This window comes from Pseudomonas sp. 15C (assembly GCF_055484735.1).
The window spans coordinates 1-22,031 of record NZ_JBUDGD010000048.1; the positions used below are offsets into that span (position 1 = coordinate 1).

20 protein-coding genes are annotated in these 22,031 nt (G+C 60.2%); 10 read left to right on the top strand and 10 right to left on the bottom strand.

The features are described 5' to 3' along the window. Positions 1-80 precede the first annotated feature (80 nt). Positions 81-2,156, bottom strand: coding sequence for an AsmA family protein (locus ACYYKW_RS20645; RefSeq protein WP_464991006.1), 2,076 nt, complete (start codon positions 2,154-2,156; stop codon positions 81-83). A gap of 385 nt (positions 2,157-2,541) precedes the next feature. On the opposite strand from ACYYKW_RS20645, the gene ACYYKW_RS20650 reads away from it, so the two are divergent. The 7 genes from ACYYKW_RS20650 (at position 2,542) to ACYYKW_RS20680 (ending at position 7,818) form a co-directional block, all read left to right on the top strand. Next, the gene (locus tag ACYYKW_RS20650; RefSeq protein WP_090280885.1) at positions 2,542-3,009 is read left to right on the top strand and encodes a hypothetical protein; all 468 of its coding nucleotides are present in this window, start codon (positions 2,542-2,544) and stop codon (positions 3,007-3,009) included. Positions 3,010-3,163: 154 nt separating this feature from the next. Then, the gene (locus tag ACYYKW_RS20655) at positions 3,164-3,796 is read left to right on the top strand and encodes a TetR family transcriptional regulator (RefSeq protein WP_093105297.1); all 633 of its coding nucleotides are present in this window, start codon (positions 3,164-3,166) and stop codon (positions 3,794-3,796) included. Positions 3,797-4,085: 289 nt separating this feature from the next. Then, a complete protein-coding gene (ureE, locus tag ACYYKW_RS20660; RefSeq protein ID WP_090280878.1) occupies positions 4,086-4,586 on the top strand; it encodes an urease accessory protein UreE in 501 nt (166 codons plus the stop codon). Continuing rightward, positions 4,583-5,257, top strand: a complete 675-nt coding sequence (locus tag ACYYKW_RS20665) for an urease accessory protein UreF (RefSeq protein WP_464991007.1) — start codon at positions 4,583-4,585, stop codon at positions 5,255-5,257. Before ureE ends, ACYYKW_RS20665 begins: the two co-directional genes overlap by 4 nt. A gap of 12 nt (positions 5,258-5,269) precedes the next feature. Next, positions 5,270-5,884 (top strand): urease accessory protein UreG, encoded by a 615-nt coding sequence (gene ureG / locus ACYYKW_RS20670; RefSeq protein WP_090280868.1) that lies wholly within the window; start codon positions 5,270-5,272, stop codon positions 5,882-5,884. Positions 5,885-5,911: 27 nt separating this feature from the next. Next, positions 5,912-6,484 carry a HupE/UreJ family protein gene (locus ACYYKW_RS20675; RefSeq protein WP_464991008.1) on the top strand — a complete coding sequence of 191 codons (573 nt, stop codon included), beginning with the start codon at positions 5,912-5,914 and terminating at the stop codon, positions 6,482-6,484. A 200-nt stretch (positions 6,485-6,684) separates the two neighbouring features. Continuing rightward, positions 6,685-7,818 (top strand): AGE family epimerase/isomerase, encoded by a 1,134-nt coding sequence (locus tag ACYYKW_RS20680; protein ID WP_464991009.1) that lies wholly within the window; start codon positions 6,685-6,687, stop codon positions 7,816-7,818. 91 nt (positions 7,819-7,909) lie between these two features. Here ACYYKW_RS20680 and ACYYKW_RS20685 read toward each other — a convergent pair whose 3' ends face one another. The 8 genes from ACYYKW_RS20685 to amaB all read right to left on the bottom strand — a co-directional run bounded on the left by ACYYKW_RS20685 (position 7,910) and on the right by amaB (position 17,926). After that, positions 7,910-8,674: an SDR family oxidoreductase gene (locus tag ACYYKW_RS20685; protein ID WP_464991010.1), complete on the bottom strand. Its 765-nt coding sequence runs from the start codon at positions 8,672-8,674 to the stop codon at positions 7,910-7,912. An 839-nt stretch (positions 8,675-9,513) separates the two neighbouring features. After that, positions 9,514-10,230, bottom strand: a complete 717-nt coding sequence (locus tag ACYYKW_RS20690) for an ABC transporter ATP-binding protein (RefSeq protein ID WP_203420527.1) — start codon at positions 10,228-10,230, stop codon at positions 9,514-9,516. Next, complete coding sequence (locus tag ACYYKW_RS20695) at positions 10,227-11,099, bottom strand: ABC transporter ATP-binding protein (protein ID WP_093105315.1); 873 nt, start codon at positions 11,097-11,099, stop codon at positions 10,227-10,229. The genes ACYYKW_RS20690 and ACYYKW_RS20695 overlap by 4 nt, the downstream gene beginning before the upstream one ends. Continuing rightward, entirely contained in the window at positions 11,096-12,400 is a 1,305-nt protein-coding gene (gene livM, locus ACYYKW_RS20700) for a high-affinity branched-chain amino acid ABC transporter permease LivM (protein WP_093105318.1), read from the bottom strand. Before livM ends, ACYYKW_RS20695 begins: the two co-directional genes overlap by 4 nt. 3 nt (positions 12,401-12,403) lie before the next feature. Beyond that, positions 12,404-13,318: an ABC transporter permease subunit gene (locus tag ACYYKW_RS20705; protein ID WP_041480712.1), complete on the bottom strand. Its 915-nt coding sequence runs from the start codon at positions 13,316-13,318 to the stop codon at positions 12,404-12,406. A 241-nt stretch (positions 13,319-13,559) separates the two neighbouring features. Continuing rightward, positions 13,560-14,693: a branched-chain amino acid ABC transporter substrate-binding protein gene (locus ACYYKW_RS20710; RefSeq protein ID WP_090280841.1), complete on the bottom strand. Its 1,134-nt coding sequence runs from the start codon at positions 14,691-14,693 to the stop codon at positions 13,560-13,562. Positions 14,694-15,061: 368 nt separating this feature from the next. Then, on the bottom strand, positions 15,062-16,345 hold the full coding sequence (gene amaA / locus ACYYKW_RS20715) for an L-pipecolate oxidase (RefSeq protein WP_464991011.1): 1,284 nt from the start codon (positions 16,343-16,345) through the stop codon (positions 15,062-15,064). A gap of 90 nt (positions 16,346-16,435) precedes the next feature. After that, positions 16,436-17,926, bottom strand: a complete 1,491-nt coding sequence (gene amaB / locus ACYYKW_RS20720) for an L-piperidine-6-carboxylate dehydrogenase (protein WP_464991012.1) — start codon at positions 17,924-17,926, stop codon at positions 16,436-16,438. Positions 17,927-18,089: 163 nt separating this feature from the next. On the opposite strand from amaB, the gene ACYYKW_RS20725 reads away from it, so the two are divergent. From ACYYKW_RS20725 to nadE, 3 genes are all read left to right on the top strand, one after another. Then, positions 18,090-18,989 carry a LysR family transcriptional regulator gene (locus ACYYKW_RS20725; RefSeq protein ID WP_093105329.1) on the top strand — a complete coding sequence of 300 codons (900 nt, stop codon included), beginning with the start codon at positions 18,090-18,092 and terminating at the stop codon, positions 18,987-18,989. A 215-nt stretch (positions 18,990-19,204) separates the two neighbouring features. Further along, positions 19,205-20,428, top strand: a complete 1,224-nt coding sequence (gene pncB, locus ACYYKW_RS20730) for a nicotinate phosphoribosyltransferase (protein WP_464991013.1) — start codon at positions 19,205-19,207, stop codon at positions 20,426-20,428. 4 nt (positions 20,429-20,432) lie between these two features. Continuing rightward, positions 20,433-21,260, top strand: a complete 828-nt coding sequence (gene nadE, locus ACYYKW_RS20735) for an ammonia-dependent NAD(+) synthetase (protein WP_093105332.1) — start codon at positions 20,433-20,435, stop codon at positions 21,258-21,260. 111 nt (positions 21,261-21,371) lie between these two features. On the opposite strand, the gene azu is transcribed toward nadE, so the two are convergent. Further along, a complete protein-coding gene (azu, locus tag ACYYKW_RS20740) occupies positions 21,372-21,815 on the bottom strand; it encodes an azurin (RefSeq protein WP_093105336.1) in 444 nt (147 codons plus the stop codon). Between the last annotated feature and the right edge of the window lie 216 nt (positions 21,816-22,031).

Sequence of the window (22,031 nt, forward strand, 5' to 3'; positions counted from 1 at the left end):
AGGCTCACTCCTACAGGTTGAAATGCGTTCCCCTGTAGGAGTGAGCCTGCTCGCGATGGCGTCTTTGTATGCGCTGAAAATTACCGGGTAGGTTTAACAGTAACCGGCGCCTTGCCCTGCTTCATCTGCTCCAGCAACGGCGCACACTGGTTCGGCTCGCCACCGCTCGGTGCGACCAGCGCCAACAGCCCGGCCGCCGGAGCAGCGATCACACCCAATGCAACCATGCCCGCGCCACGCAACATCAATGGCACAGCCTTCACCCCGGCATCCGGCTTGATGAACTTGCCGCGCACATACAGCGGCGAGCGCAGGGAGATCAGGCGCCAGCCCTTGGATTCCGGCGTCACCGTCAGGTCCAGTTGCTCAGTGGCCATGTTTGCCGTGCCGTCGATGTAGATGATTGCGTTCTCGGTATCAAAGACAAACAGCTGCGTGGTCGCCAGCCCGGTCTTGATATCGAAGTCGGCAGCAGCGCAATTGATCTTCACTTCCTTGTCGCCAAAGATCTTGCCGACTACGTAATTGCCGACGTTGAGCCCGGCCAACTCCATCAGCTCGCGGCTGATAGCGCCGTCGTTGATCAACATTTTCAACTTGCCGTTGGCGCCGCCGAGCAGCTTGGCCACCGAGTTGCCGCGGCCGCTGATATCCGCATCGCCATTGAGTTCACCGAAACTGGTCTTCATCGGTTCGAAGGTCGGGAACAGCTCCTTGAGCTTGAACTTGCGCGCGGTCAAGCGGGCCCGGCCCTCCAGCGGTTCGGTGCGACCATTGAGGCGGATCTGCGCATCCAGATTGCCACCGGCCACGCCAAAGCGCAGCGGCTCAAGGCTGAGTTCGCCGTCGTCGAGTTTCAAATGGGTGTAAAGGTCGGTGAATGGCAGCTTTTCGCTGTGCACGATGCGCTTGCCGGTGAATTCGACGTCGGCGTCCATGGCGCGCCAGCGATCGGTCTTGAACTCCTCGACTGGCAGCACCTTGTCGGTCGGTTGCTTGCTCGCGCCGCCACGGGCCTTTTGCTCGGTGTTGGAATCGGCGCCAATCAGCGGCGCGAGATCGGCTAACAGCAATTGATTGGAGAGCAACGCGCCGCTGAGTTTCGGCCGTGGCTGGCTGGCGACATAGGTCAGGTCACCATGAATGTCGCTGTCGCCGATCTTGCCGTTGAATTTCTCGTACGTGAACTTCGCTCCGGCCTCGTCATGCAGCTTGGCGATCAGATGGCCGTCGGTGGAGTACGGCGGCGTGTCCGGCAGGGTCACGCCGGTCAGCGGGTAGAGATTGCCGAGGCTGGCGCCGGCCAGTTTCAGGCGCAAGTCGAGGGCGCCGAGGTTGAGCGGGTCGGTCAGGGTGCCGGCCAGTTCGACGCGGGTGTCGCCGATCTGCGCCTGCGCCTGCAACGGGAAGGGCTTGCGCGCATCCTGCAGCGCCAGCAGCCCGCCGATCTTGCCTTGGCCGGTCAGGTTCTGGCCGTGATACTGGCCTTTGACCTTCAGGGCAAAGGCATAATCCTGTGGCGCACCGCCCTTGTCCTGCGCGGTTTTCGCCGCTTTGGCGCCGACGATGTCGCTGTACGGAATCGGCTTGCCGAGCGGATCGATCAGCACATCGAGGCGGGTCTTGAGGGTCTGATCATCAAGGGTGACATGGCCCTTGTCGAAACCGATGGCGCCGATGTCGACCACCCAGTTCGACGGTTCGGCGTTGGGGTCTTTCGGATCAAACTTGAACACCCAGTTGGCGCGACCGTCAGCCAGGCGTTGCAGCTGGGCATTGGGTTCGGTCAGGTCGATACGCGGAATCACCACGCGCTGCGTCAACAAGGCCAGCGGCGAGATGCGCAGCTCGACTTTTTTCAGGGTGACCATCTGCGCCTGTTTCGACCAGTCCGGGTTGCCCAGGCTCAGATCCTCGGCAACCACGTGTGGCCACGGCACCCAGGCGCGCCAGCCGCCTTCATCCGGCTCGCGCTGCCAGATCACCGCCAGGTTGCCATTAATGGCAAACGCGCGGTGCAGCTCTTCGGAGACTTTGCTGTTGAGGGTGGGTTTGATCCGGTTCCAGTCGAAAAACACGATGATCAGAATCAGCACTACCAAGAGCAGTGCGAGAGTGGCGAAGGTCCAGCTGAAGATTTTTCCAGTGCGCGTCATGCACAAAGCTCCTGATCACGACCGCACGCCTGGATCCCGACGTACAGTTTGAAACGGCAGACCGAAGCGGCCCTCATGCAGTCTGTGACTGGCGAAAGGCCCGCAGGTTTAATTGAAAGGCAGTTTAAGCCATAAAAAGACCAGCAAAACTGACCGATTGGTCGAGCAGTGTTACCGCGACCCGCACTTTTGCGAGGCGCGAGTGAGTCGAAAATACCCACCTCGGTGCAAAACCACCGGCCGCAAAGGCCCGATCTAGAGCCTTCGCGACGAACAATCAATTCTGTTGATTATTACCATTGCGTTTATGAACTTTTATATCGACTTATCGAGAGTAGCATTGCCCTCGTACCCACTTTATCGCCCTCCCAAGGAGCAACCCATCATGAAACGCCAATTACTGCTCAGCCTTACCCTGTCGATGCTAGCCAGCACTGCTTTCGCCCTGCCCGCTGCCGATCAGGCCACTCCGCAAGTAAAATCCAGCCACTCGGTGTTCAGCCAGACCGTAGCCGCCGATGGTTCCGACCGCACTCCCCAAGGCCAGACCCTGGCTGAAGGCGGCCGTGATCGTCTGGAAGAAAAAGGCCTGGTGCAAGACGGTTCCGATCGCACCCCACAAGGTCAAGCTTTGGCCTCCGACGGTAGCGACCGCACTCCACAAGGTCAGACCCTGGCGTCCGATGGTAGCGACCGTACCCCACAAGGCCAAACCCTGGCGTCCGACGGTAGCGACCGCACTCCACAAGGTCAGACCCTGGCGGATGACGGTTTCGATAAAACCCCACTGGGTCAGGCAATCGCCGAAGGCGGTGGTGACCGTGTGATCGAACGCAACAGTGCCTTGAGCTAAGCCCATGGCGGCCTCGAAAAAAAGCCCAATCCCCGGATTGGGCTTTTGACTTTTCTGCCCCGCTGCAACGCCTGCCCCACCTTCTCCCGTTCGACGCCGGCAAAGCCGATTTGCTAGAGTGCGACGCTTGTCCTGCCAAAGAACACGCCCTGCGATGCTGCCCCGCGCCGAACAGAAACAACAGACCCGCAACGCCCTGATGGACGCTGCCCGCCACTTGATGGAAAGCGGCCGCGGTTTCGGCAGCCTGAGCCTGCGTGAAGTCAGTAAAACCGCCGGCATCGTACCTACCGGTTTCTATCGACACTTTGCCGATATGGACGAACTGGGTCTGGTGCTGGTCAGCGAAGTAGGCCAGACCTTCCGCGAAACCATCCGCCTGGTGCGCCACAACGAATTCGTCATGGGCGGCATTATCGATGCTTCGGTGCGGATCTTTCTCGACGTGGTCAGCGCCAATCGCTCGCAATTCCTGTTTCTGGCCCGCGAACAATACGGCGGCTCGCTGCCGGTGCGTCAGGCGATTGGCCGCTTGCGCGAGAACATCAGCGCCGACCTCGCCGCAGACCTGGCGTTGATGCCCAAACTCCAACATCTGGACATCGCCGGTCTGAGTGTGATGGCCGACCTGATCGTCAAATCAGTATTCGCCACCTTGCCGGACATCATCGACCCGCCCGCCGAAGCCTTGCCCGAGCATCTGACCCCGCAGGCGAAGATCACCCAGCAGCTGCGCTTCATCTTTATCGGCCTCAAGCACTGGCAGGGGTTGGGCAGTACCGAATAACCGCAGCCACCCCCATCTCCATGTAGGAGTGAGCCTGCTCGCGATAGCGGTATGCCAAGCGAAGCATCTCTATCTGACACACCGCTATCGCGAGCAGGCTCACTCCTACAAAGGTGCAGCAGCGCCGCATTGATTTGGTGCATGACAAATTCTTCACGCACCAAAACCTTCCAGAAACTTCCCGCCTGTTGAAAGATCAGCCACGCGCCGACAGTCATTTCCTACAGATCGGCCGATTGGCGCGGCCCTTGCTCTAGCCTGATCATTGTCCATTGCTGGAAGATTTCCGATGCTGGTGATTCACCGCAGAATCGACCCTCAACCCGTCTGGGCCGCCGAGTTGCACCTGACCTTCGAAGCGCGCAGCAAGAGCCGTTTGCGCTGTTTCAGTGCCGAAGGCGAAGACGTCGGGTTGTTTTTGGAGCGCGGCCAGCCGCCGCTGTTTGACGGCGAGTGCCTGCAAGCCGAAGACGGCCGCATCGTGCGGGTCTGCGCCCGCCCCGAGCAATTGCTGCACGTCACCTGCGCCAACGCGTTTGAACTGACCCGCGCCGCCTATCATCTGGGCAATCGTCACGTTGCCCTGCAAGTCGGCGATGGCTGGTTGCGCCTGCTCGACGATTACGTGCTCAAGGCCATGCTCGAACAACTGGGTGCGCAGGTCGTTGCCATCGAAGCACCGTTTCAACCGGAACACGGCGCCTACGGCGGCGGCCATCACCATTCACGCCATGGCGACGAAGACTTCAATTACGCGCCGAAACTCCATCAGTTCGGCGTTCGCCTGTGAATCCGGCCTGGGCGCTGTTGCGCCTGGCCAGTCCGCAGTTGCCGATTGGTGGTTACAGCTATTCGCAGGGCCTGGAAATGGCGGTGGACAACGGCCGGGTCAACAACCCCGACAGCGCGCGCCGCTGGATCAGCGATCAGTTGCTGCTCAACCTCGCGCGCTTCGAAGCGCCGCTGCTGCTTGCGCATTGTCAGGCCGCCGCCGATGAACACTGGGCCGAGCTGCTGCAGATTTGCGAACGCCATCGCGCCAGTCGCGAGACTCGCGAGCTGCATCTGGAGAGCCGACAGATGGGCTACTCGCTGCAGCAACTGCTCAACGGCCTGCCAGAGCTGGACGCGCCCGCGCGTGCCTTTCTTGAACAATGCGCCGAACCCCATCTGGCCCTTGGCTGGGCGCTGGCCGCGCGCGCCTGGCAGATCAGTCCGCAAGACGCGCTCGCCGCGTGGCTGTGGAGCTGGCTGGAAAACCAGCTCGCGGTGCTGATGAAAACCCTGCCGCTTGGCCAGCAAGCCGCGCAGCGCCTGACCAGCGAACTGCTGCCGCTGCTGCAACAAGCGCAGCAGGACGCGACCCGCATAGATCCTGATCACCTCGGCAGCGCCGCATTCGGCCTGTCCCTGGCGTGCATGGCCCATGAGCGCCAGTACAGCCGCCTCTTTCGCTCTTAGGAGAACCATCAGATGAATACACAACCCCTGCGCGTCGGCATCGGCGGCCCGGTCGGTTCCGGCAAAACCGCATTGACCCTGGCCCTGTGCCTGGCCCTGCGCGAACGCTACAACCTCGCCGTGGTGACCAACGACATCTACACCCGCGAAGACGCCGATTTCCTTGTGCGCAACGAAGCCCTCGCCCCGGAGCGGATCATCGGCGTGGAAACCGGCGGCTGCCCGCACACGGCGATCCGCGAAGACGCCTCGATCAACCTCGAAGCGGTCGATCAATTGAACCGGCGTTTTCCGGGCCTCGATCTGATTCTGGTGGAGTCCGGTGGCGACAACCTTTCGGCGACCTTCAGCCCGGAACTGTCCGACCTGACCATTTACGTGATTGACGTCTCGGCCGGCGACAAGCTGCCGCGCAAGGGTGGCCCGGGGATCTGCAAGTCCGACCTGCTGGTGATCAACAAGATCGATCTGGCGCCGCTCGTGGGCGCCTCGCTGGAAATGATGGACAGCGACACCCAGCGCATGCGCAACGGCAAGCCGTTCGTCTTCAGCAACCAGAAAACCGGTCAGGGCCTTGAGCAGATCATCGCTTTCATCGAACGCCAGGGCCTGCTGAGCGCAGCCTGATCCACTTATCAACAAGGAAGCTTATCCATGACACTCAAACGCATTCCTGGCGCGCTTGCGCTGCTGCTGGCCCCGGCGCTGGCCTTTGCCCATCCCGGGCATGGCGACAGCGGTCTGATCGCAGGCATCAGCCACCCGATCGGCGGCCTCGATCATTTACTGGCAATGCTCGCCGTTGGTTTGTGGGCGGCGCAACAGCAAGGCGCGGCACGCTGGGCGCTGCCGTGCACGTTTGTCGGCACCATGCTGATCGGCGGCCTGCTCGGCTTTGAAGGGCTGGAATTACCGGCGCTGGAAAGCGGCATTGCCGCCTCGGTGCTGGCGCTGGGTCTGGCGGTAGCGTTGGCGGTGCGTCCGCCGCTGGTCATGGCGGTGGCCGCGACTGCGCTGTTTGCGTTGTTCCATGGCGTGGCGCACGGGCTGGAACTGCCGGAAATGAGCAGTCCGTGGGCGTATGCAGCGGGTTTCGTGGTCGCCACGGCCGCTTTGCATGCCGCCGGTTATGGCGTGGTGCGCGTGTTGCCGCAGGCTGCGGCGCCGCTGGTGCGGTTGGCGGGTGCGGCGTCGGCAATCACAGGCGCCTGGCTGCTGGCAGGCTAATCTGTATCGCCTGAACCGGCCTCATCGCTGGCAAGCCAGCTCCCACAGGTTATTGGGAAAGTCCACAATTGTGTGAACACCCAATATCCTTGTGGGAGCTGGCTTGCCAGCGATGACGGCCGATCAGACACCAAACCTTTAAAGGCCGCTGCTCTGCTACCATGTCGCGCAATCGCCCTTGCCCGTGACGACGTCCGCTCATGCCCCACGCTTGCCGCTCCACCGCCCTGCCTGAATTGACCGCCCTGTTCGGCGCTGTGCAACAGCACTTCGTCAACGTGATCGTGCCCCTTTGGCAAGGTCCGGGCTGGAACGCCGACATGGCGTTGCCCTTCGAAGCGCTGGACGCCGCACAGCAACCGCTGCCCGTGCAACGCTATCGGGCCATGGCCTGCGCGCGACAGCTTTACCTGTTTTCCAGCCTGATCGGAGTTGTGGATAACGCTGAAGTTCGCGCGGCAGCGCTGTTCCGTTCGCTGCAACGGCATTTTCACGATGCCGAGCACGGCGGCTGGTTCTACAGCATCGATGCCCAGGGCAAGCCGCTCGATCAGCGCAAGGACCTCTACACCCACGCCTTCATCCTGTTCGCCTGCGCGCATTACTGGGCAAAGTCCGCTGATCCGCTGGTCGAGTCGACATTGAATGCCGCGCTGGAAATCATCGGCCGTCGCTTCGCCACCGGCGATGGTTTGTATGAGGCGTGTCTGGATCGCAACTGGATGACGCTGCAAACCGGTCCGCTGCAAAACCCGCTGATGCATCTGGCCGAAGCGTTCCTCGCGACGCTGGCCGTGCGCGAAGATCCGCAGACCCAAAAGGACCTGCTCGAATTATGCACAGCGATGCACAAGCACTTCGTCGATCCGCAATATGGCGTATTGATGGAAAAGCCGCTCGGCGCTGTGGATAACTGGTACGAGCCGGGCCATCAATTCGAATGGTATTTCCTGCTGCAATCCTCGCCGCTGCTACGTGACTCGAAATTGCACCGGGCACTGGATCGCGCATTTGCCTTTACAGAGCAGTACGGTGTGCTCGATGCCTGCGGCGCGGTGCGCGCCATGCTTGATCTGGAAAGCAACGGCCGGCCGCGGGATTCGACTCAGCGGATCTGGGCTCAGGCGGAATACCTGCGCGCGCTGACATTGCGCCCGGACAGTGAAGCGGCGGTGCTGCGCCAATTGCAGGCGTTGCAGCAGCGGTTCCTGCATGCCGGCGGCTGGTATGAGTGTCGGGATGAGCAGGGGGAAGTCAGTCGCAAGGACATGCCTTCCACCACGCCCTATCATTTGGCGACGTGCTACAGCGGTCTGGCTGAATATCTGCGCTGACCGATAAATTGCTTTCGCGAACAGGCTCGCACACAGGTGAACATATTCCAATGTGGGAGCCAGCCTGCTGGCGATCAGCAGCGGCGCAGTTTCAAGCCTTGTTCCGCTCAATGGCAAATCCAGCCCAGGTCTGGCTCACCGGCATCAATTCCAGGCTGTTGATGTTGATGTGCGCCGGGGTGTTCATCACCCAGAAGATTGTCTCGGCAATGTCCTGCGGCTGGATCGGCTCGGCACCGGCGTAGGTCGCGTTGTAGCGCTCCTGATCGCCGGCGAAACGTACCAGCGAGAACTCACTTTCACACAGCCCCGGCTCGATGTTGCTGACCCGCACGCCGGTACCCTGCAAGTCGCAGCGCAGGTTCAGCGAGAACTGTTTGACGAAGGCCTTGGTCGCGCCATACACGTGGCTGCCCGGATATGGGTAGTTACCGGCGATGGAGCCAAGGTTGATGATGCCAGCGCCGCGGCCATGACCGATCAGGCGCGGCAGCAACAGGCGGGTCGCATACATCAGGCCTTTGACGTTGGTGTCGACCATGGTGTCCCAGTCATCCAGATCGCATTTCGGCGCTGGATCGACACCCAAGGCCAGCCCGGCGTTGTTGATCAGGCCGCGCAGGGTGGCGAACGACGGTGGCAGGTTGGCGATTGCCTGCTCCATCGCCTGGCGATCACGCACATCCAGGACCAGACCGTGCACTTCGGTCTGCTTCGACAGTTCGGCGCACAGTGCATTGAGGCGTTCTTCACGACGGCCGGTCAGCACCAGTTTCCAGCCAGCCTCAGCAAAACGACGGGCACAGGCTTCACCAAAACCGGAGGTCGCGCCGGTAATAAACAGGGTGTTGGACATCGTGTTCTCCTTGCTTCGGCCACCGCAGCAGCCCTTGGAATAGAAAATCAGCAGGCAGCATGCCCGCCCGCGCTTTTACGGGCAACTGCCACAAGCTGTATAAAAAACAACCAAACCTGTCGACGCCGCGGCCAGCGTGGCTTGCAGCCATATACGCGCATGTTATCCACAGTCGGTTCCACAGTTTCCGGGGGCAAGTGGAAATGCGCAAAGCCACGCCACACAAGGCTTTGCGGGCGAAACAGAAAGTTTTTTGCTTGACCCGACAGTACCAGTTATGCCGGACAGGGCATTCTTCACGATAGAGCGCTCAGCGCAGTGATTGCGCAAGGCCAGTGCTGACGGCCCTTGGCGAAGTCTTTCCAGAGTTTAATCACAGACTTATCCACAGGCATGCGTGCAGCAGAAAGGCCGTGCTCGCGGCACGATAAAAGGGTTGACAATGGCGCTTGCCGCTCCCTCAAAATCACCCGATCAAAAAACGATCAATCGCCTACAAGCCCCGTCATACAAGGCCTTCAGCCGACTACACCCACGTTATTCACAGCCAGCTCCACAGCAAACGGGGACAAGTCAAAACCGTGGAAAAACAGGCCCTTGCAGCGTCTATATGTCGCGCTTTGGCAGCTTGGTGGATTTGTTTTCCACAATTCTGCTGGGGGGCATTGCTTTACCTGTGGGAGCTGGCTTGCCAGCGATGAGGCCGGCACGCCCGGCATCAGGTTGAATGGTGAACCGCTATCGCTGGCAAGCCAGCTCCCACAGGGGTTGTGATGGATTCAAGAGATAAAAAAACCCCGACATTCGCATGTCGGGGTTTGTGGACAACTTGTGATTAATCAGTGCCCGCCCAGATAGGCGTTACGCACCTCCTCATTCACCAGCAACTCTTTACCAGTGCCGGACAGGCGGATTTCGCCGTTGACCATGACATAGGCGCGATCCGACAGCTTCAGCGCATGGTTGGCGTTCTGCTCGACGAGGAAGATCGTCATGCCGGTTTTCGCCAGTTCGCGCAGCGTTGCGAAGATCTGCTTCACTACGATCGGCGCCAGCCCCAGGCTTGGCTCGTCGAGCAGCAACAACTTCGGCCGACTCATCAACGCCCGGGCGATGGCGAGCATCTGCTGTTCGCCACCGGACATGGTCATTGCCCGCTGGGTGCGCCGCTCTTCGAGCCGTGGAAACAGCTCGAACATGCGCTGCATGTCCTCTTTGGCGTATTTGTCGCCAATCGGGATGGTGCCCATCAGCAGGTTTTCCTCGACGGTCATGTCGGGGAATACCCGCCGCCCTTCCGGCGATTGTGCGATGCCGTTGGAAGCGATGTAGTGCGATGACTTGTGCGTAATGTCGACGCCTTGATAGAGAATCTGCCCGCCCGCCGCGCGTGGCTGGCCGAAAATCGACATCAGCAAGGTCGATTTACCGGCGCCGTTGGAGCCGATCAGGCTGACGGTCTCGCCTTCGTTGATCTGCAGCGAAACGCCCTTGAGCGCCTGGATCGGGCCGTAGAACACATCGAGGTTTTTCAGTTCGAGGATGGGTTGGGTCATGCCACTTCCTCTTCATCGGCGCCCAGATAGGCCGCGATCACTTTCGGGTCGTTGCGGATCGCGTCGGGCCCGCCTTCGGCAATCACGATGCCGTGGTCCAGTACCACGATGTGGTCGGAAATGCTCATTACCATGCCCATGTCGTGTTCGATCAGCACCACGGTCAGATCATGCTCGTCACGCAGCAGCCGGATCATCGCGCTCAGCGCTTCGGTTTCCTGAGGGTTGAGACCTGCGGCCGGTTCGTCGAGGCAGATGATCTGCGGCCGCGTGCACATGGCCCGGGCGATTTCCAGACGGCGTTGCTGGCCGTAGGACAATTCCCCGGCGAGGCGGTTGGCGCAGTCGACCAGATCGACCACTTCCAGCCAGTAGAACGCGCAGTCCAGCGCATCGCTTTCGGCCTTGCGGTAGCCCTTGGTGTTGAGGATGCCGGCGAGCATGTTGCGGTTAACCCACATGTGCTGGGCCACCAGCAGGTTTTCCAGCACCGACATTTCCTTGAACAGGCGAATGTTCTGGAACGTCCGCGCCAGACCGGCACGGTTTACCAGATGGGTGCCGCCGAACATCTTGTAGTACAGGCGACTGAGGAAGGATTTCGGCGAGACGAAGTCGGTCGGTTTGAACGACTCGCCCAGCAACTGGATGACGTTGGTCTGCTGGCCGCGCACGTTCAGTTCGATCTTGCCGCCCGACGCCTTGTAGAAACCGGTCAGGCAGTTGAACACCGTGGTTTTGCCGGCACCGTTGGGGCCGATCAAAGCGAAGATCGAGTTGCGTTTGACCTTCAGGCTGACATCGCTCAAGGCCTTGATACCACCGAAGTGCATCATCAGTTTTTCAACGGAGAGTACGACTTCACTCATGGCGCAGCCCTCTCGTAGTGAATGGCACCTTTGCGTGGTTTGACCCCGGAGCGGCTGATGCGGATCAGCCCGCGTGGTCGCCAGATCATCATCAGCACCATCAGGATGCCGAACAGCAACACGCGATATTCAGCGAAGCCACGCAGCAGTTCCGGAGCGACGGTGAGCACGAACGCGGCGATCACCACACCGATGGTCGAGCCCATGCCGCCGAGCACGACGATGGCGAGGATCAGCGCCGATTCGAAGAAGGTGAACGAGGTCGGGTTGACGAAGCCTTGATAGGTGGCGAAGAACACCCCGGCCAGCCCCGCGGTCGACGCACCGATGGTGAAGGCAGACAGTTTGACCAGTACGTGGTTGAGGCCCATAGAGCGACAGGCAATTTCATCTTCGCGCAACGCTTCCCAGGCACGGCCGACCGGCATCTTCACCAGACGATGCTTGATGTACAGCACCGCCAGCACCACGAGGAACAGCACCGCGTAGATGAAGTAGTACTTCACGTCCGGGTTGTAGGTCAGGCCGAAGAACTCGTGAAACGGTACTCCGCCATCCTTCGCGCGCTTGCCGAACTCCAGACCGAAGAACGTCGGCAGTGGCGCCGGCATGCCGTTCGGGCCGCCGGTCAGCGACAACCAGTTGTTCAGCACCAGACGAATGATTTCACCGAAGCCCAGGGTCACGATCGCCAGGTAGTCGCCGTGCAGACGCAATACCGGGAAACCGAGAATGCAACCGGCAAGGCCCGCGGTGATTGCCGCCAGTGGCAGCACCGTCCAGAAACCCAGGCCGAGATACTGGTAACCCAGCGCCAGACCGTAGGCGCCAATGGCGTAGAACGCCACGTAACCCAGATCAAGCAGACCGGCCAGACCGACCACGATGTTCAGGCCCAACCCCAGCAGCACGTAGATCAATCCGAGAATGACCACCCCCAACAGATAGGAGTTGGAAACAAACGGCACGATGATCGCCAGCACAATCATCAGCGGGATGATCCAGCGCAGCCGCGACTTGTAATCCGGCGGCAGCACGTGCACGCCGGAGCCGCTGCTTTCGAAGCTGTCGAGGATTTTCAGGCCCTTGGGGGTTTGCAGGAACAGGCTGAGGGCGAAGCGGCCGGCCATGACGATGGCAATGATCCACGCCACGCGGGTCGATTCCAGATTGAAGCTGTAGCCGTCGAGCACCACGCCGACAATCGGTCCGAACACAATCAGGGCAATCAGGCCGGCGAGAATCGCCTCGACCAGGCTTTTTTTGATATCGATGGATTTTTCAGTGGTTGTTGAAGACATCGCTTACACCTTCGACACAAGAGGACGGCCCAACAGACCTTGCGGTCGGAAGACCAGAACAAGTACGAGCAGCGAAAAGCTGAACACGTCTTTGTAGTCGGAGTTGACCAGGCCGGAGAACAACGACTCGGAGATGCCGAGGATGATCCCGCCGAGCATCGCACCGGGCAGCGAACCGATCCCGCCGAGTACCGCTGCGGTGAACGCCTTGATGCCGATGATGAAGCCGGCATAGAAGTCGAAGGTGCCGTAGTTCATGGTGATCAGCACGCCGGCCAGTGCCGCCATGGCTGCACCGATGATGAACACATAGGAGATCACCCGGTCGGTGTTGATCCCGAGGATCGAGGCCATCTTGCGGTCTTGCTGGGTGGCCCGGCACATGCGCCCCAGCTTGGTGTATTTGATGATGTAGGTCAGCAACCCCATGCCGACAAAAGCGGCGATCAGGATGAAGACTTTGGTGTAGGTCAGTTGCACGAAGCCGGTCCCGACTTCGACACGCCAGGCACCGGTCAGCAGGGTAGGCACGCCCTGTTGTTTGGCGCCCTGGGCGATCTGTGCATAGTTTTGCAGAATCAGCGAAATACCGATGGCGCTGATCAGCGGTGCCAGTCGAGTCGAGTTGCGCAGGGGTTTGTAAGCGACTCGCTCGATGACCCAGCCATACACCGCCGTAACCACGATGGTGAAGATCAGGGTGCCGAGCATCAGCAGCGGGAAGGATTCGATACCGAAGTAAGCCAGCAGAGCCAGACTGATTGCCGCCAGGTAAGCGGAAATCATGTAAACCTCGCCGTGGGCGAAGTTGATCATGCCGATGATGCCATAGACCATTGTGTAGCCGATGGCGATCAGGCCATAGACCGACCCGAGGGTCAGGCCGTTGACCAGTTGCTGCAGGAAAATACCATCCATAACGCAATCTCACGCAGTGAGAACCTGCGCACCCTGGGCGCGCGGTTCTTCTAGGAAAATTACAGATTTACGTCGGAGCAATGTCGGAGTGTGATCAGTTCGACCACCACTGAACCTTGTGGGAGCTGGCTTGCCAGCGATGGCGGTGGATCAGCCAACTTGTGTGTCGATTGACCTGACGCCATCGCGGGCAAGCCCGCTCCCACAGGGTTTCAAGTGAGACGACTGATCACCTCAGCCCTTACTTCTGTTTTTCCAGCTGGTGGTATTTGCCGTCCTTGTCCCACTGGTAAACCACGTAGTCGGAGACTTTCAGGTCGCCCTTGGCGTCCCAGGTCTTCTCGCCCATCACGGTTTTCACCGGGTTGGCTTTCAGCCACTTCGCGGCCGCTTCGCCGTCGTTTTTCTTCGCACCGTTGAACGCCGCTGCCAGGGTCTGGACCGAGGCGTAGGCGTACAGGGTGTAGCCCTCAGGCTCGGTGCCGGCCTTGCGGAAAGCATCCACTACGGTCTTGCTGTCAGGCAGCAGACGCGGGTCGGCGCCGAAGGTCATCAGCACGCCATCGGTGAATTGCGGGCCGCCAGCGGTGGTTACCAGTTCGTCGGTCACGATGCCGTCATCGGACATGAACTTGACGTCTTTCAGGCCTTGTTCACGCAACTGGCGAACCAGTGGACCGGCTTCCGGATGCAGGCCGCCGAAGTAGACGACATCGGCACCGGCGCCACGGATCTTGGTGACAATGGTGCTGAAGTCTTTCTCGCCACGGGTCAGGCCTTCGTACAGCACCGGTTTGACGCCGCGTTTTTCCAGTTGAGCCTTGGTGGCATCCGCCAGGCCTTGGCCGTAGGTGTCCTTGTCGTGCAGCACGACGACTTTCTTGCCTTTGAGCATGTCGACGATGTAATCGCCGGCGACGATGCCCTGCTGGTCGTCACGCCCGCACATGCGGAACATGGCGCTCAGACCGCGCTCGGTGACTTGCGGGTTGGTCGAGCCCGGGGTGATCGCGATGATCCCGGCTTCGTCGTAGATTTCCGAGGCTGGAATGGTCGAAGAAGAGCAGAAGTGACCGACCACGCCGGCGACTTTCTGGTTGGTGAGGTCCTTGGCAACCGTCACGGCCTGCTTCGGCTCACAGGCGTCATCGCCCTTGACCAGAACGATTTTCTCGCCGTTGACGCCGCCCGCCGCGTTGACTGCATCAGCCGCTGCCTGTGCCCCTTTCATGTACTGCTCGCCAAACGCCGCGTTGGCGCCCGTCATTGGACCCGCTACACCGATCTTGATATCAGCTTGAGCAAACGCAGAAACACCCAGCGCAGCAGCTACTGCGAGGGCCAGAAAGCCTTTCTTGTAAAACGTCTGGGACATGAGGTGGTGCTCCAAGGTTTTTTTTAGTTGGCACTGCGACTTCACTTCACTCAAAGCTCAGAGCAAGGCCCGTGCCAGCGGTTTTTTATTCTTCAAAAAGTCGCTGCTTTCTTGTTATTTCGACTGTTTCGTTCCCATTTTCATTGGGCGTGCAACCGTCTAAACCGCGGAAGGTGAAACCATTGTTTTTTTCAGGCGCAACCCTTGTGCGCCATCATTGCAACCGCAGCGGCAAACGACGTGCAACCAGCCTGTAACAGCCCGCGTCACCGAACTGCACACTGCTGGTGCGGGACTGCTACAACCCGCACCATTACAGGCTAGTCGCTCGATTCAAAAGCGCCGCTTCCGGCAACAAATTTCAACACTCAAATGACGATGCGCAGACACTGGCCCGCGTGATAGAGCGAAAAACCGGCCTCGTACAGGCAACTGCGCAAGCCGACGCCGGCCAGGGGCTGCATCGGTGCAAAGGGAATCGGCAATGACTGCGGGTCGCCATTGCACAAATAATCGGCGAAAGCTTTGCCGACCACCGTGCCGGTGGTGACGCCGCGGCCGTTGTAGCCGGTGACGGCCACCAGCCCCGGTGCCGGTTCGAACAGGCGCATCAGGTGATCGGGCGTAAAGGCAATGCGCCCGGTCCAAGTGCATTCCCATTCGACCGGCTTCAGATTGGGGAAGTAATGCTGCTGCACCCGGTCGGCCCAGGCCTTGAGAAACCAGGTCGGTTTCTGATTGCCATTGCCGAGGCTGCCCAGCAACAGACGCCCTTCCCTGTCACGGCGAATGCTGCTCAGGACCTGACGGGTGTCCCACGAACCCTGCCCGCCGGGGAGAATTTCCTGTGCGGCGTCTTCGCTCAGCGGGACGGAAGCGACCTGATAGTAATAACCGGGAAAAAAATTGCGCTTGAGCTCGGTCCAGTCGCCTTCGGTGTAGGCATTGGAGGCGATCACCACTTGCTCGGTGAGCACCGAGCCTTGTCCAGTCTGCACCGACCATTGCTGGCCGACGCGTTCGAGACGGGTGACCGGCGAATGATCGAACATCTGCCCGCCGAGCCCCAGTACGACGTTGGCCAGCCCGGTCACATACGCCATCGGGTTGAGCGTGCCGGCACGACGGTCGAGTAGCGCGGCGGCGATTTTCTGCGTACCGGTGGCTTGCTCGCAGGCCTTGCCGGTCAGCAGTTCGACCGGCGCGCCACGGCGCTGCCATTGTTGCTCGCGACTGCGCAGGTCCGCCTCGCCCTTGGCGTTGTGCGCCATGTGCAAAGTGCCTTCGCGGCGCAGCTGACAGTCGATGCGGTATTTATCCACAAGGCTGAACACCAGCGCCGGCGCCGCACCGAGCATGCGGTTGAGCTGACTGCCGACCGCTTCGCCGAAGCCGGCTTCGATCTCGTCCGGTGGGATCCACAGGCCGGCGTTGACCAGACCGACGTTGCGCCCGGACCCGCCATGCCCGGCGCGATGTGCCTCGACAATGCAGACGCTTTTACCTTTTTCCAGCAAGTGCAGCGCCGCCGACAACCCGGTGAACCCGGCGCCGATCACGCAGACATCGACCTTGACCTCGCCCCTGAGCGCGGTGTGATCCGGGCGTTGCGGCGTGAGCTTTTCCCACAGACATTCTTCGCGTAACGGCATTGCCAAGCTCCTGTCGGAGCAGCTGCAAGCTTCAAGCTACAAGCAGCAAGCCGATCTGCTTGTAGCTTGGGACTTGATGCTTGCCGCTGCTTAATCGAATGTAATGCCCTGCGCCAATGGCAGCTCCAGCGAGTAGTTGACCGTGTTGGTCTGCCGGCGCATGTAGGCGCGCCAGGCGTCGGAGCCGGATTCGCGGCCGCCACCGGTTTCCTTTTCACCACCGAACGCGCCGCCGATTTCCGCACCGCTCGGGCCGATGTTGACGTTGGCGATGCCGCAATCGCTGCCGACCGCCGACATGAATCGTTCGGCCTCGCGCACATCGGTGGTGAAGATGCACGACGACAAGCCTTGCGGCACCGCATTGTTCAGGCGCAGTGCTTCCTCGAAATCGCTGTAGCCAACCACATAGAGAATCGGCGCGAAGGTTTCACTGCAGACCACGTCGCTCTGCTCGGGCATTTCGACGATGGCCGGCGACACGTAGTAGGCGTTGGGGAACTGATCTTCAAGTTGACGTTGGCCGCCGAACACCCGACCGCCCTCGCTCAACGCTTGCTCGAGCGCGTCCTGCATGTTTTCGAAGCTGTGCTTGTCGATCAGCGGGCCGACCAGATTGCCTTGCAGCGGATGGCCGATGCGCACTTTCGAATACGCCGCTTTAAGGCGGGTGACGATTTCTTCTTTCACCGACTCATGGGCGATCAGCCGGCGCAACGTGGTGCAACGCTGCCCGGCGGTGCCGACGGCGCTGAACAGAATGGCGCGTACGGCCATGTCCAGATCGGCGCTCGGGCCGAGGATCATCGCGTTGTTGCCACCGAGCTCGAGAATGCTGCGAGCAAACCGTGCGGCGACTTTTGGCGCCACTTCTCGGCCCATGCGCGTGCTGCCGGTGGCGCTGATCAGCGCAACACGCGGGTCATCGACCAGCGCTTCACCCGCATCGCGACCACCGATGATGACCTGGCAAAGGCTCGCCGGCGCATCGCTGAAATTCTTCACCACGCGATCGAACAAGGCCTGACAGGCCAGCGCGGTCAGCGGGGTTTTTTCCGACGGTTTCCATACCACCGGGTTGCCGCACACCAGCGCCAGGGTGGTATTCCACGCCCACACCGCGACCGGGAAGTTGAACGCACTGATCACCCCGACCACGCCGAGCGGATGCCAGGTTTCGCGCATGTGATGGCCCGGGCGCTCGGAAGCGATGGTCAAACCGTACAACTGACGAGACAGGCCGACAGCGAAGTCGCAGATATCAATCATCTCCTGCACTTCGCCCAGGCCTTCCTGAGTGATCTTGCCTGCTTCCCACGACACCAGCTCACCGAGATCCGCCTTGTATTCGCGCAACACTTCGCCAAATTGCCGCACCAGCTCGCCGCGACGCGGGGCCGGCACCTTGCGCCATTGTTCGAATGCATGATCGGCGCGACTGATGTGCTGCTCGACTTCCGCCGCGCCCTCCCAGTTCACCGCCGCGATGCGACTGCCGTTGATCGGTGAATGCACCGGCACTTTGCCGTTTTGATACAGGGCCGGGTTCACACCGAGACGATCAAGCAATGCGGCAACCATGGGTCACTCCTCAAGCGAAAAACTGAATGTGTGCGGTCGCCTTTTCACGACCGGGCAGGCCTTTAGTTGTAGCGTCCAATCACGGCGGCAACAAACGACCTTTACGCCAGATATCATTCCGTTTATTCATGCTGAGCATAGAAAGACAAGAAAAGGACTGGCCATGCTGAACAAACGCCACTTGCCCTCGATCACTGCGTTGCAGTGCTTCGAGGCGGTAACCCGGCACCTGAGCTTCACCCGCGCCGCGGAAGAGCTGAACCTGACCCAGAGCGCGGTGAGCAAACAGGTCGCGCAGCTTGAAGAGTTGCTGCAGCATTTGCTGTTTCGCCGCGTGCGTCGGCGCTTGCAGATGACCCCGGCCGGGGATTTGTACCTGGTGGAAGTGAGAAAAATCCTCACCCAGGTCGAGATGTCGACGCACTACCTGCGTTCCTACGGCGGCGAAACCGAAGTCCTGCGCGTCTCCACGCCGTCAACCTTTGGCGCGCGCTGGCTGGTGCCACGCCTGAAAGGCTGGCGTTTGCGCCATCCGTCAATCCATCTGGACCTGTGCAACGAGCAGGAAGCGGACGATCTGCTGCAAGGGCGCAGCGATCTTGCATTCTATTTCGGCCAGGGCGCGCGACCGGGGACTGAATGCCTGAAACTGTTCGGCGAGGAGCTGGTGCCGGTCTGCGCACCGGGCAGCCTGCCAGATGCGCCATTGACTGATCCGACGCAACTGACCGATCTGGTCCTGCTGCAAAATGCCTCGCGCCCGCAAGCATGGCACGACTGGTTCGACAGCCAGGGCTACCAAACCGAACACAGCTATCACGGGCCGCGTTTCGAAACCTTTTATATGTGCATCCGCGCAGCGCAAGTCGGCTGCGGCGTGGCGCTGTTGCCGCGGTTTCTGGTGGAAGAGGAACTGGCCGACGGCAAACTGGTCATTCCGTGGGCGCATGCCATGCCCAGCACGGATGCCTACTACCTGGCGTATCCGGAACACGCGGCGGAAGTGCCCAAGGTGCGCGATTTCGTGAAGTGGATGCTGGAGCAGATCGACAGTCCAACCTGAAATCCACCGGTGCCCCTGTGGGAGTGAGCCTGCTCGCGAAATCGGTGTATCAGCTAGAGATGATGTGACTGACCCGACGCTTTCGCGAGCAGGCTCGCTCCCACATGGGTTCTGCGATGTGCTTAAAAAATGCTGGCAATCCCCACCGTTGATATGCGCCACTAGCGCCATCGATATAGACCGCGCCACGGCGCGGCGCACCTGGAGACCCCGTTATGAGCGAGAGTATGTTTGCCGATCGCATCGTGCAGAACCTGCTCGACACCGACTTCTACAAACTGACGATGATGCAGGCGGTGCTGCACAACTACCCCAACGTCGAGGTCGAATGGGAGTTCCGCTGCCGTAACAGCGAGGACCTGCGCCCGTATCTGGCCGAGATCCGCTTTCAGATCGAGCGCCTGGCCGAAACCAGCCTGAGCGGCGACCAACTGAATTTCCTTGAACGCATCAGTTTTCTCAAACCGGATTTTTTGCGCTTTCTCGGGCTGTTTCGCTTCAACCTGCGCTACGTGCAGACCGGCATCGAGAACGGCGAGTTGTTCATCCGCCTGCGCGGGCCGTGGTTGCATGTGATCCTCTATGAAGTACCGTTGTTGGCGATTGTCAGCGAAGTGCGCAACCGCCATCGCTATCACGACATGTCGCTGGAGCGCGCGCGCGAGCAGCTGTACCGCAAGTTCGACTGGCTGAGCGCCAACGCCTCGCCCGACGAATTGTCGCAGCTGCAAGTCGCTGATTTCGGCACCCGCCGGCGCTTCTCCTATGGCGTGCAGGCCGAAGTGGTCAATGTGCTCAAACACGACTTTCCTGGCCGCTTCGTCGGTACCAGCAACGTGCACCTGTCGCGCGAACTCGACATGAAACCACTGGGCACCATGGCCCACGAATGGATCATGGCGCACCAGCAACTCGGTCCGCGCCTGATTGATAGCCAGATCGCTGCGCTCGATTGCTGGGTCCGCGAGTACCGCGGCCTGCTCGGCATCGCCCTCACCGACTGCATCACCACCGATGCCTTCCTCGGCGATTTCGATCTGTTCTTCGCCAAGCTGTTCGACGGCTTGCGCCATGATTCCGGTGACCCGGTGGCCTGGGGCGAGAAATGCATCGCCCACTACCACAAGCTCGGGATCGACCCGATGAGCAAGACCCTGGTGTTTTCCGACAGTCTGACGCTGCCAAAATCGCTGGAGATTTTCCGCGCATTGCACGGTCGCATTAATGTGAGCTTCGGCATTGGTACCAACTTCACCTGCGACATTCCGGGTGTCGAACCGATGAGCATCGTGCTTAAAATGACCGCCTGCAACGGCCAGCCGGTGGCGAAGATCTCCGACGAGCCAGGCAAGACCCACTGCAAAGACCCGAATTTCGTCGCCTATTTGCGACACGTGTTCCAGGTTCCTGCCGATTCCAGTCTATCTAGCAAGGAGTGAATTCATGCAAGCCGTACAGCGTGAGATTGCTGAGCAGCTCAAGGTGCAACCGCCATTCGCCGATGATCAGGCCCTGCAGGCCGAAATCGCCCGGCGCCTGACGTTCATTCAGGATTGCCTGGTCAATTCCGGGCTCAAGACCCTGGTGCTCGGCATCAGCGGCGGTGTCGATTCGCTGACCGCCGGCCTGCTGGCCCAGCGCGCCATGCGTGAACTGCGCGAGAAGACCGGTGACACTGGCTACAAATTCATCGCCGTGCGCCTGCCCTACGAAACCCAGTTCGACGAGCATGATGCACAGGCTTCGCTCGACTGCATCGCCCCGGATGAAATTCAGACTGTGAACATCGGCCCGGCCGTCAAGGCGCTGGCCGCGCAGGTGGGTGCGTTTGAAGGCAAGCCGGCGGCGTCAGTGGATTTTGTGCTGGGCAACACCAAGGCGCGCATGCGCATGGTTGCGCAGTACACGATTGCCGGCGTGGCTGGCGGTTTGGTGATTGGTACCGATCATGCGGCCGAAGCGGTGATGGGTTTCTTCACCAAGTTCGGCGATGGCGCTTGCGACCTCGCCCCGCTCAGCGGTCTGGTGAAAAATCAGGTTCGCGCAATTGCCCGTAGCTTTGGTGCACCGGAGTCGCTGGTCGAGAAAGTGCCGACGGCGGATCTGGAAGATCTCTCGCCGGGCAAACCGGACGAAGCGGCGCATGGCGTGACCTATGCTGAAATCGACGCGTTTCTGCACGGTAAAACGGTACGTGACGAAGCGGCGAAGATCATTGTCGATACGTACCACAAGACGCACCACAAGCGGGTCATGCCGTTTGCGCCTTGATCTTGTGAAGGCATGAAAAAGCCCGCTGGGGAGTGATCCTCAGCGGGCTTTTCTTTGGCCATCGATATTCAGTGAGGCTGATGGCCTCTTCGCGAGCAGGCTCGCACAGAATTACTTGACGACGATGGTGCCTTTCATCATCGAGATGTGGCCCGGGAACGAGCAGAAGAAACCGTAGCCGCCATCAGCCACTTTCGACACGTCGAACGTCAGCGAGTCGGTTTCCTTGGCGCCGATGATCTTGGTGTGCGCGATGATGCGCGCATCGCCTTCCTTCAGGTAGTTCTTGTCGATACCCGCTGCCAGGCCGTCGGTAGCGATTGGCTGCATGTCAGCTTCTTTGCTGATCACCAGGTTATGGCCCATGACGTTCTTCGGCAGGTTGCCGGAATGAGTCAGCTCGACGGTGAACGTTTTGCAGCTCTTGTCGATCACGATTTCCTTGGTGTTGAAGGACATCTGATCGGTGGAGTCAACGGTGGTTTTGCACTCGGCGGCCATCAATTGGCTGCTGGCCAGCGCCAGCAGGGATACCGCAACAACTTTGGAAAACATGGTGAATCTCCAAGGCAGGGTTAACAAAAGCACTAGTGGTGGAAAGACTGCCTGAAATCTTCGCAAGTTCCTATGACTTGTGTCAAAAATTGTATACAACTTTCAGGCTATGACACTCATGGACACAATCTAACGGCCAATTCAGGCGGCTGCACCTATGATCGGCCCATCAACCGAGACGGAGTACGATCATGTTTATCAACGGTCTGTTACGCA

Coding starts and splice junctions, on each gene's coding strand:
- ACYYKW_RS20675 (WP_464991008.1), top strand. CDS start 5,912: ATGACACTCAAACGCATTCCTGGCGCGCTTGCGCTGCTGCTGGCCCCG.
- ACYYKW_RS20710 (WP_090280841.1), bottom strand. CDS start 14,693: ATGTCCCAGACGTTTTACAAGAAAGGCTTTCTGGCCCTCGCAGTAGCT.
- ACYYKW_RS20690 (WP_203420527.1), bottom strand. CDS start 10,230: ATGACCCAACCCATCCTCGAACTGAAAAACCTCGATGTGTTCTACGGC.
- pncB (WP_464991013.1), top strand. CDS start 19,205: ATGAGCGAGAGTATGTTTGCCGATCGCATCGTGCAGAACCTGCTCGAC.
- amaA (WP_464991011.1), bottom strand. CDS start 16,345: ATGCCGTTACGCGAAGAATGTCTGTGGGAAAAGCTCACGCCGCAACGC.
- ACYYKW_RS20645 (WP_464991006.1), bottom strand. CDS start 2,156: ATGACGCGCACTGGAAAAATCTTCAGCTGGACCTTCGCCACTCTCGCA.
- ACYYKW_RS20650 (WP_090280885.1), top strand. CDS start 2,542: ATGAAACGCCAATTACTGCTCAGCCTTACCCTGTCGATGCTAGCCAGC.
- ureG (WP_090280868.1), top strand. CDS start 5,270: ATGAATACACAACCCCTGCGCGTCGGCATCGGCGGCCCGGTCGGTTCC.
- ureE (WP_090280878.1), top strand. CDS start 4,086: ATGCTGGTGATTCACCGCAGAATCGACCCTCAACCCGTCTGGGCCGCC.
- ACYYKW_RS20705 (WP_041480712.1), bottom strand. CDS start 13,318: ATGGATGGTATTTTCCTGCAGCAACTGGTCAACGGCCTGACCCTCGGG.
- ACYYKW_RS20695 (WP_093105315.1), bottom strand. CDS start 11,099: ATGAGTGAAGTCGTACTCTCCGTTGAAAAACTGATGATGCACTTCGGT.
- azu (WP_093105336.1), bottom strand. CDS start 21,815: ATGTTTTCCAAAGTTGTTGCGGTATCCCTGCTGGCGCTGGCCAGCAGC.
- amaB (WP_464991012.1), bottom strand. CDS start 17,926: ATGGTTGCCGCATTGCTTGATCGTCTCGGTGTGAACCCGGCCCTGTAT.
- ACYYKW_RS20680 (WP_464991009.1), top strand. CDS start 6,685: ATGCCCCACGCTTGCCGCTCCACCGCCCTGCCTGAATTGACCGCCCTG.
- ACYYKW_RS20725 (WP_093105329.1), top strand. CDS start 18,090: ATGCTGAACAAACGCCACTTGCCCTCGATCACTGCGTTGCAGTGCTTC.
- livM (WP_093105318.1), bottom strand. CDS start 12,400: ATGTCTTCAACAACCACTGAAAAATCCATCGATATCAAAAAAAGCCTG.
- ACYYKW_RS20655 (WP_093105297.1), top strand. CDS start 3,164: ATGCTGCCCCGCGCCGAACAGAAACAACAGACCCGCAACGCCCTGATG.
- ACYYKW_RS20685 (WP_464991010.1), bottom strand. CDS start 8,674: ATGTCCAACACCCTGTTTATTACCGGCGCGACCTCCGGTTTTGGTGAA.
- nadE (WP_093105332.1), top strand. CDS start 20,433: ATGCAAGCCGTACAGCGTGAGATTGCTGAGCAGCTCAAGGTGCAACCG.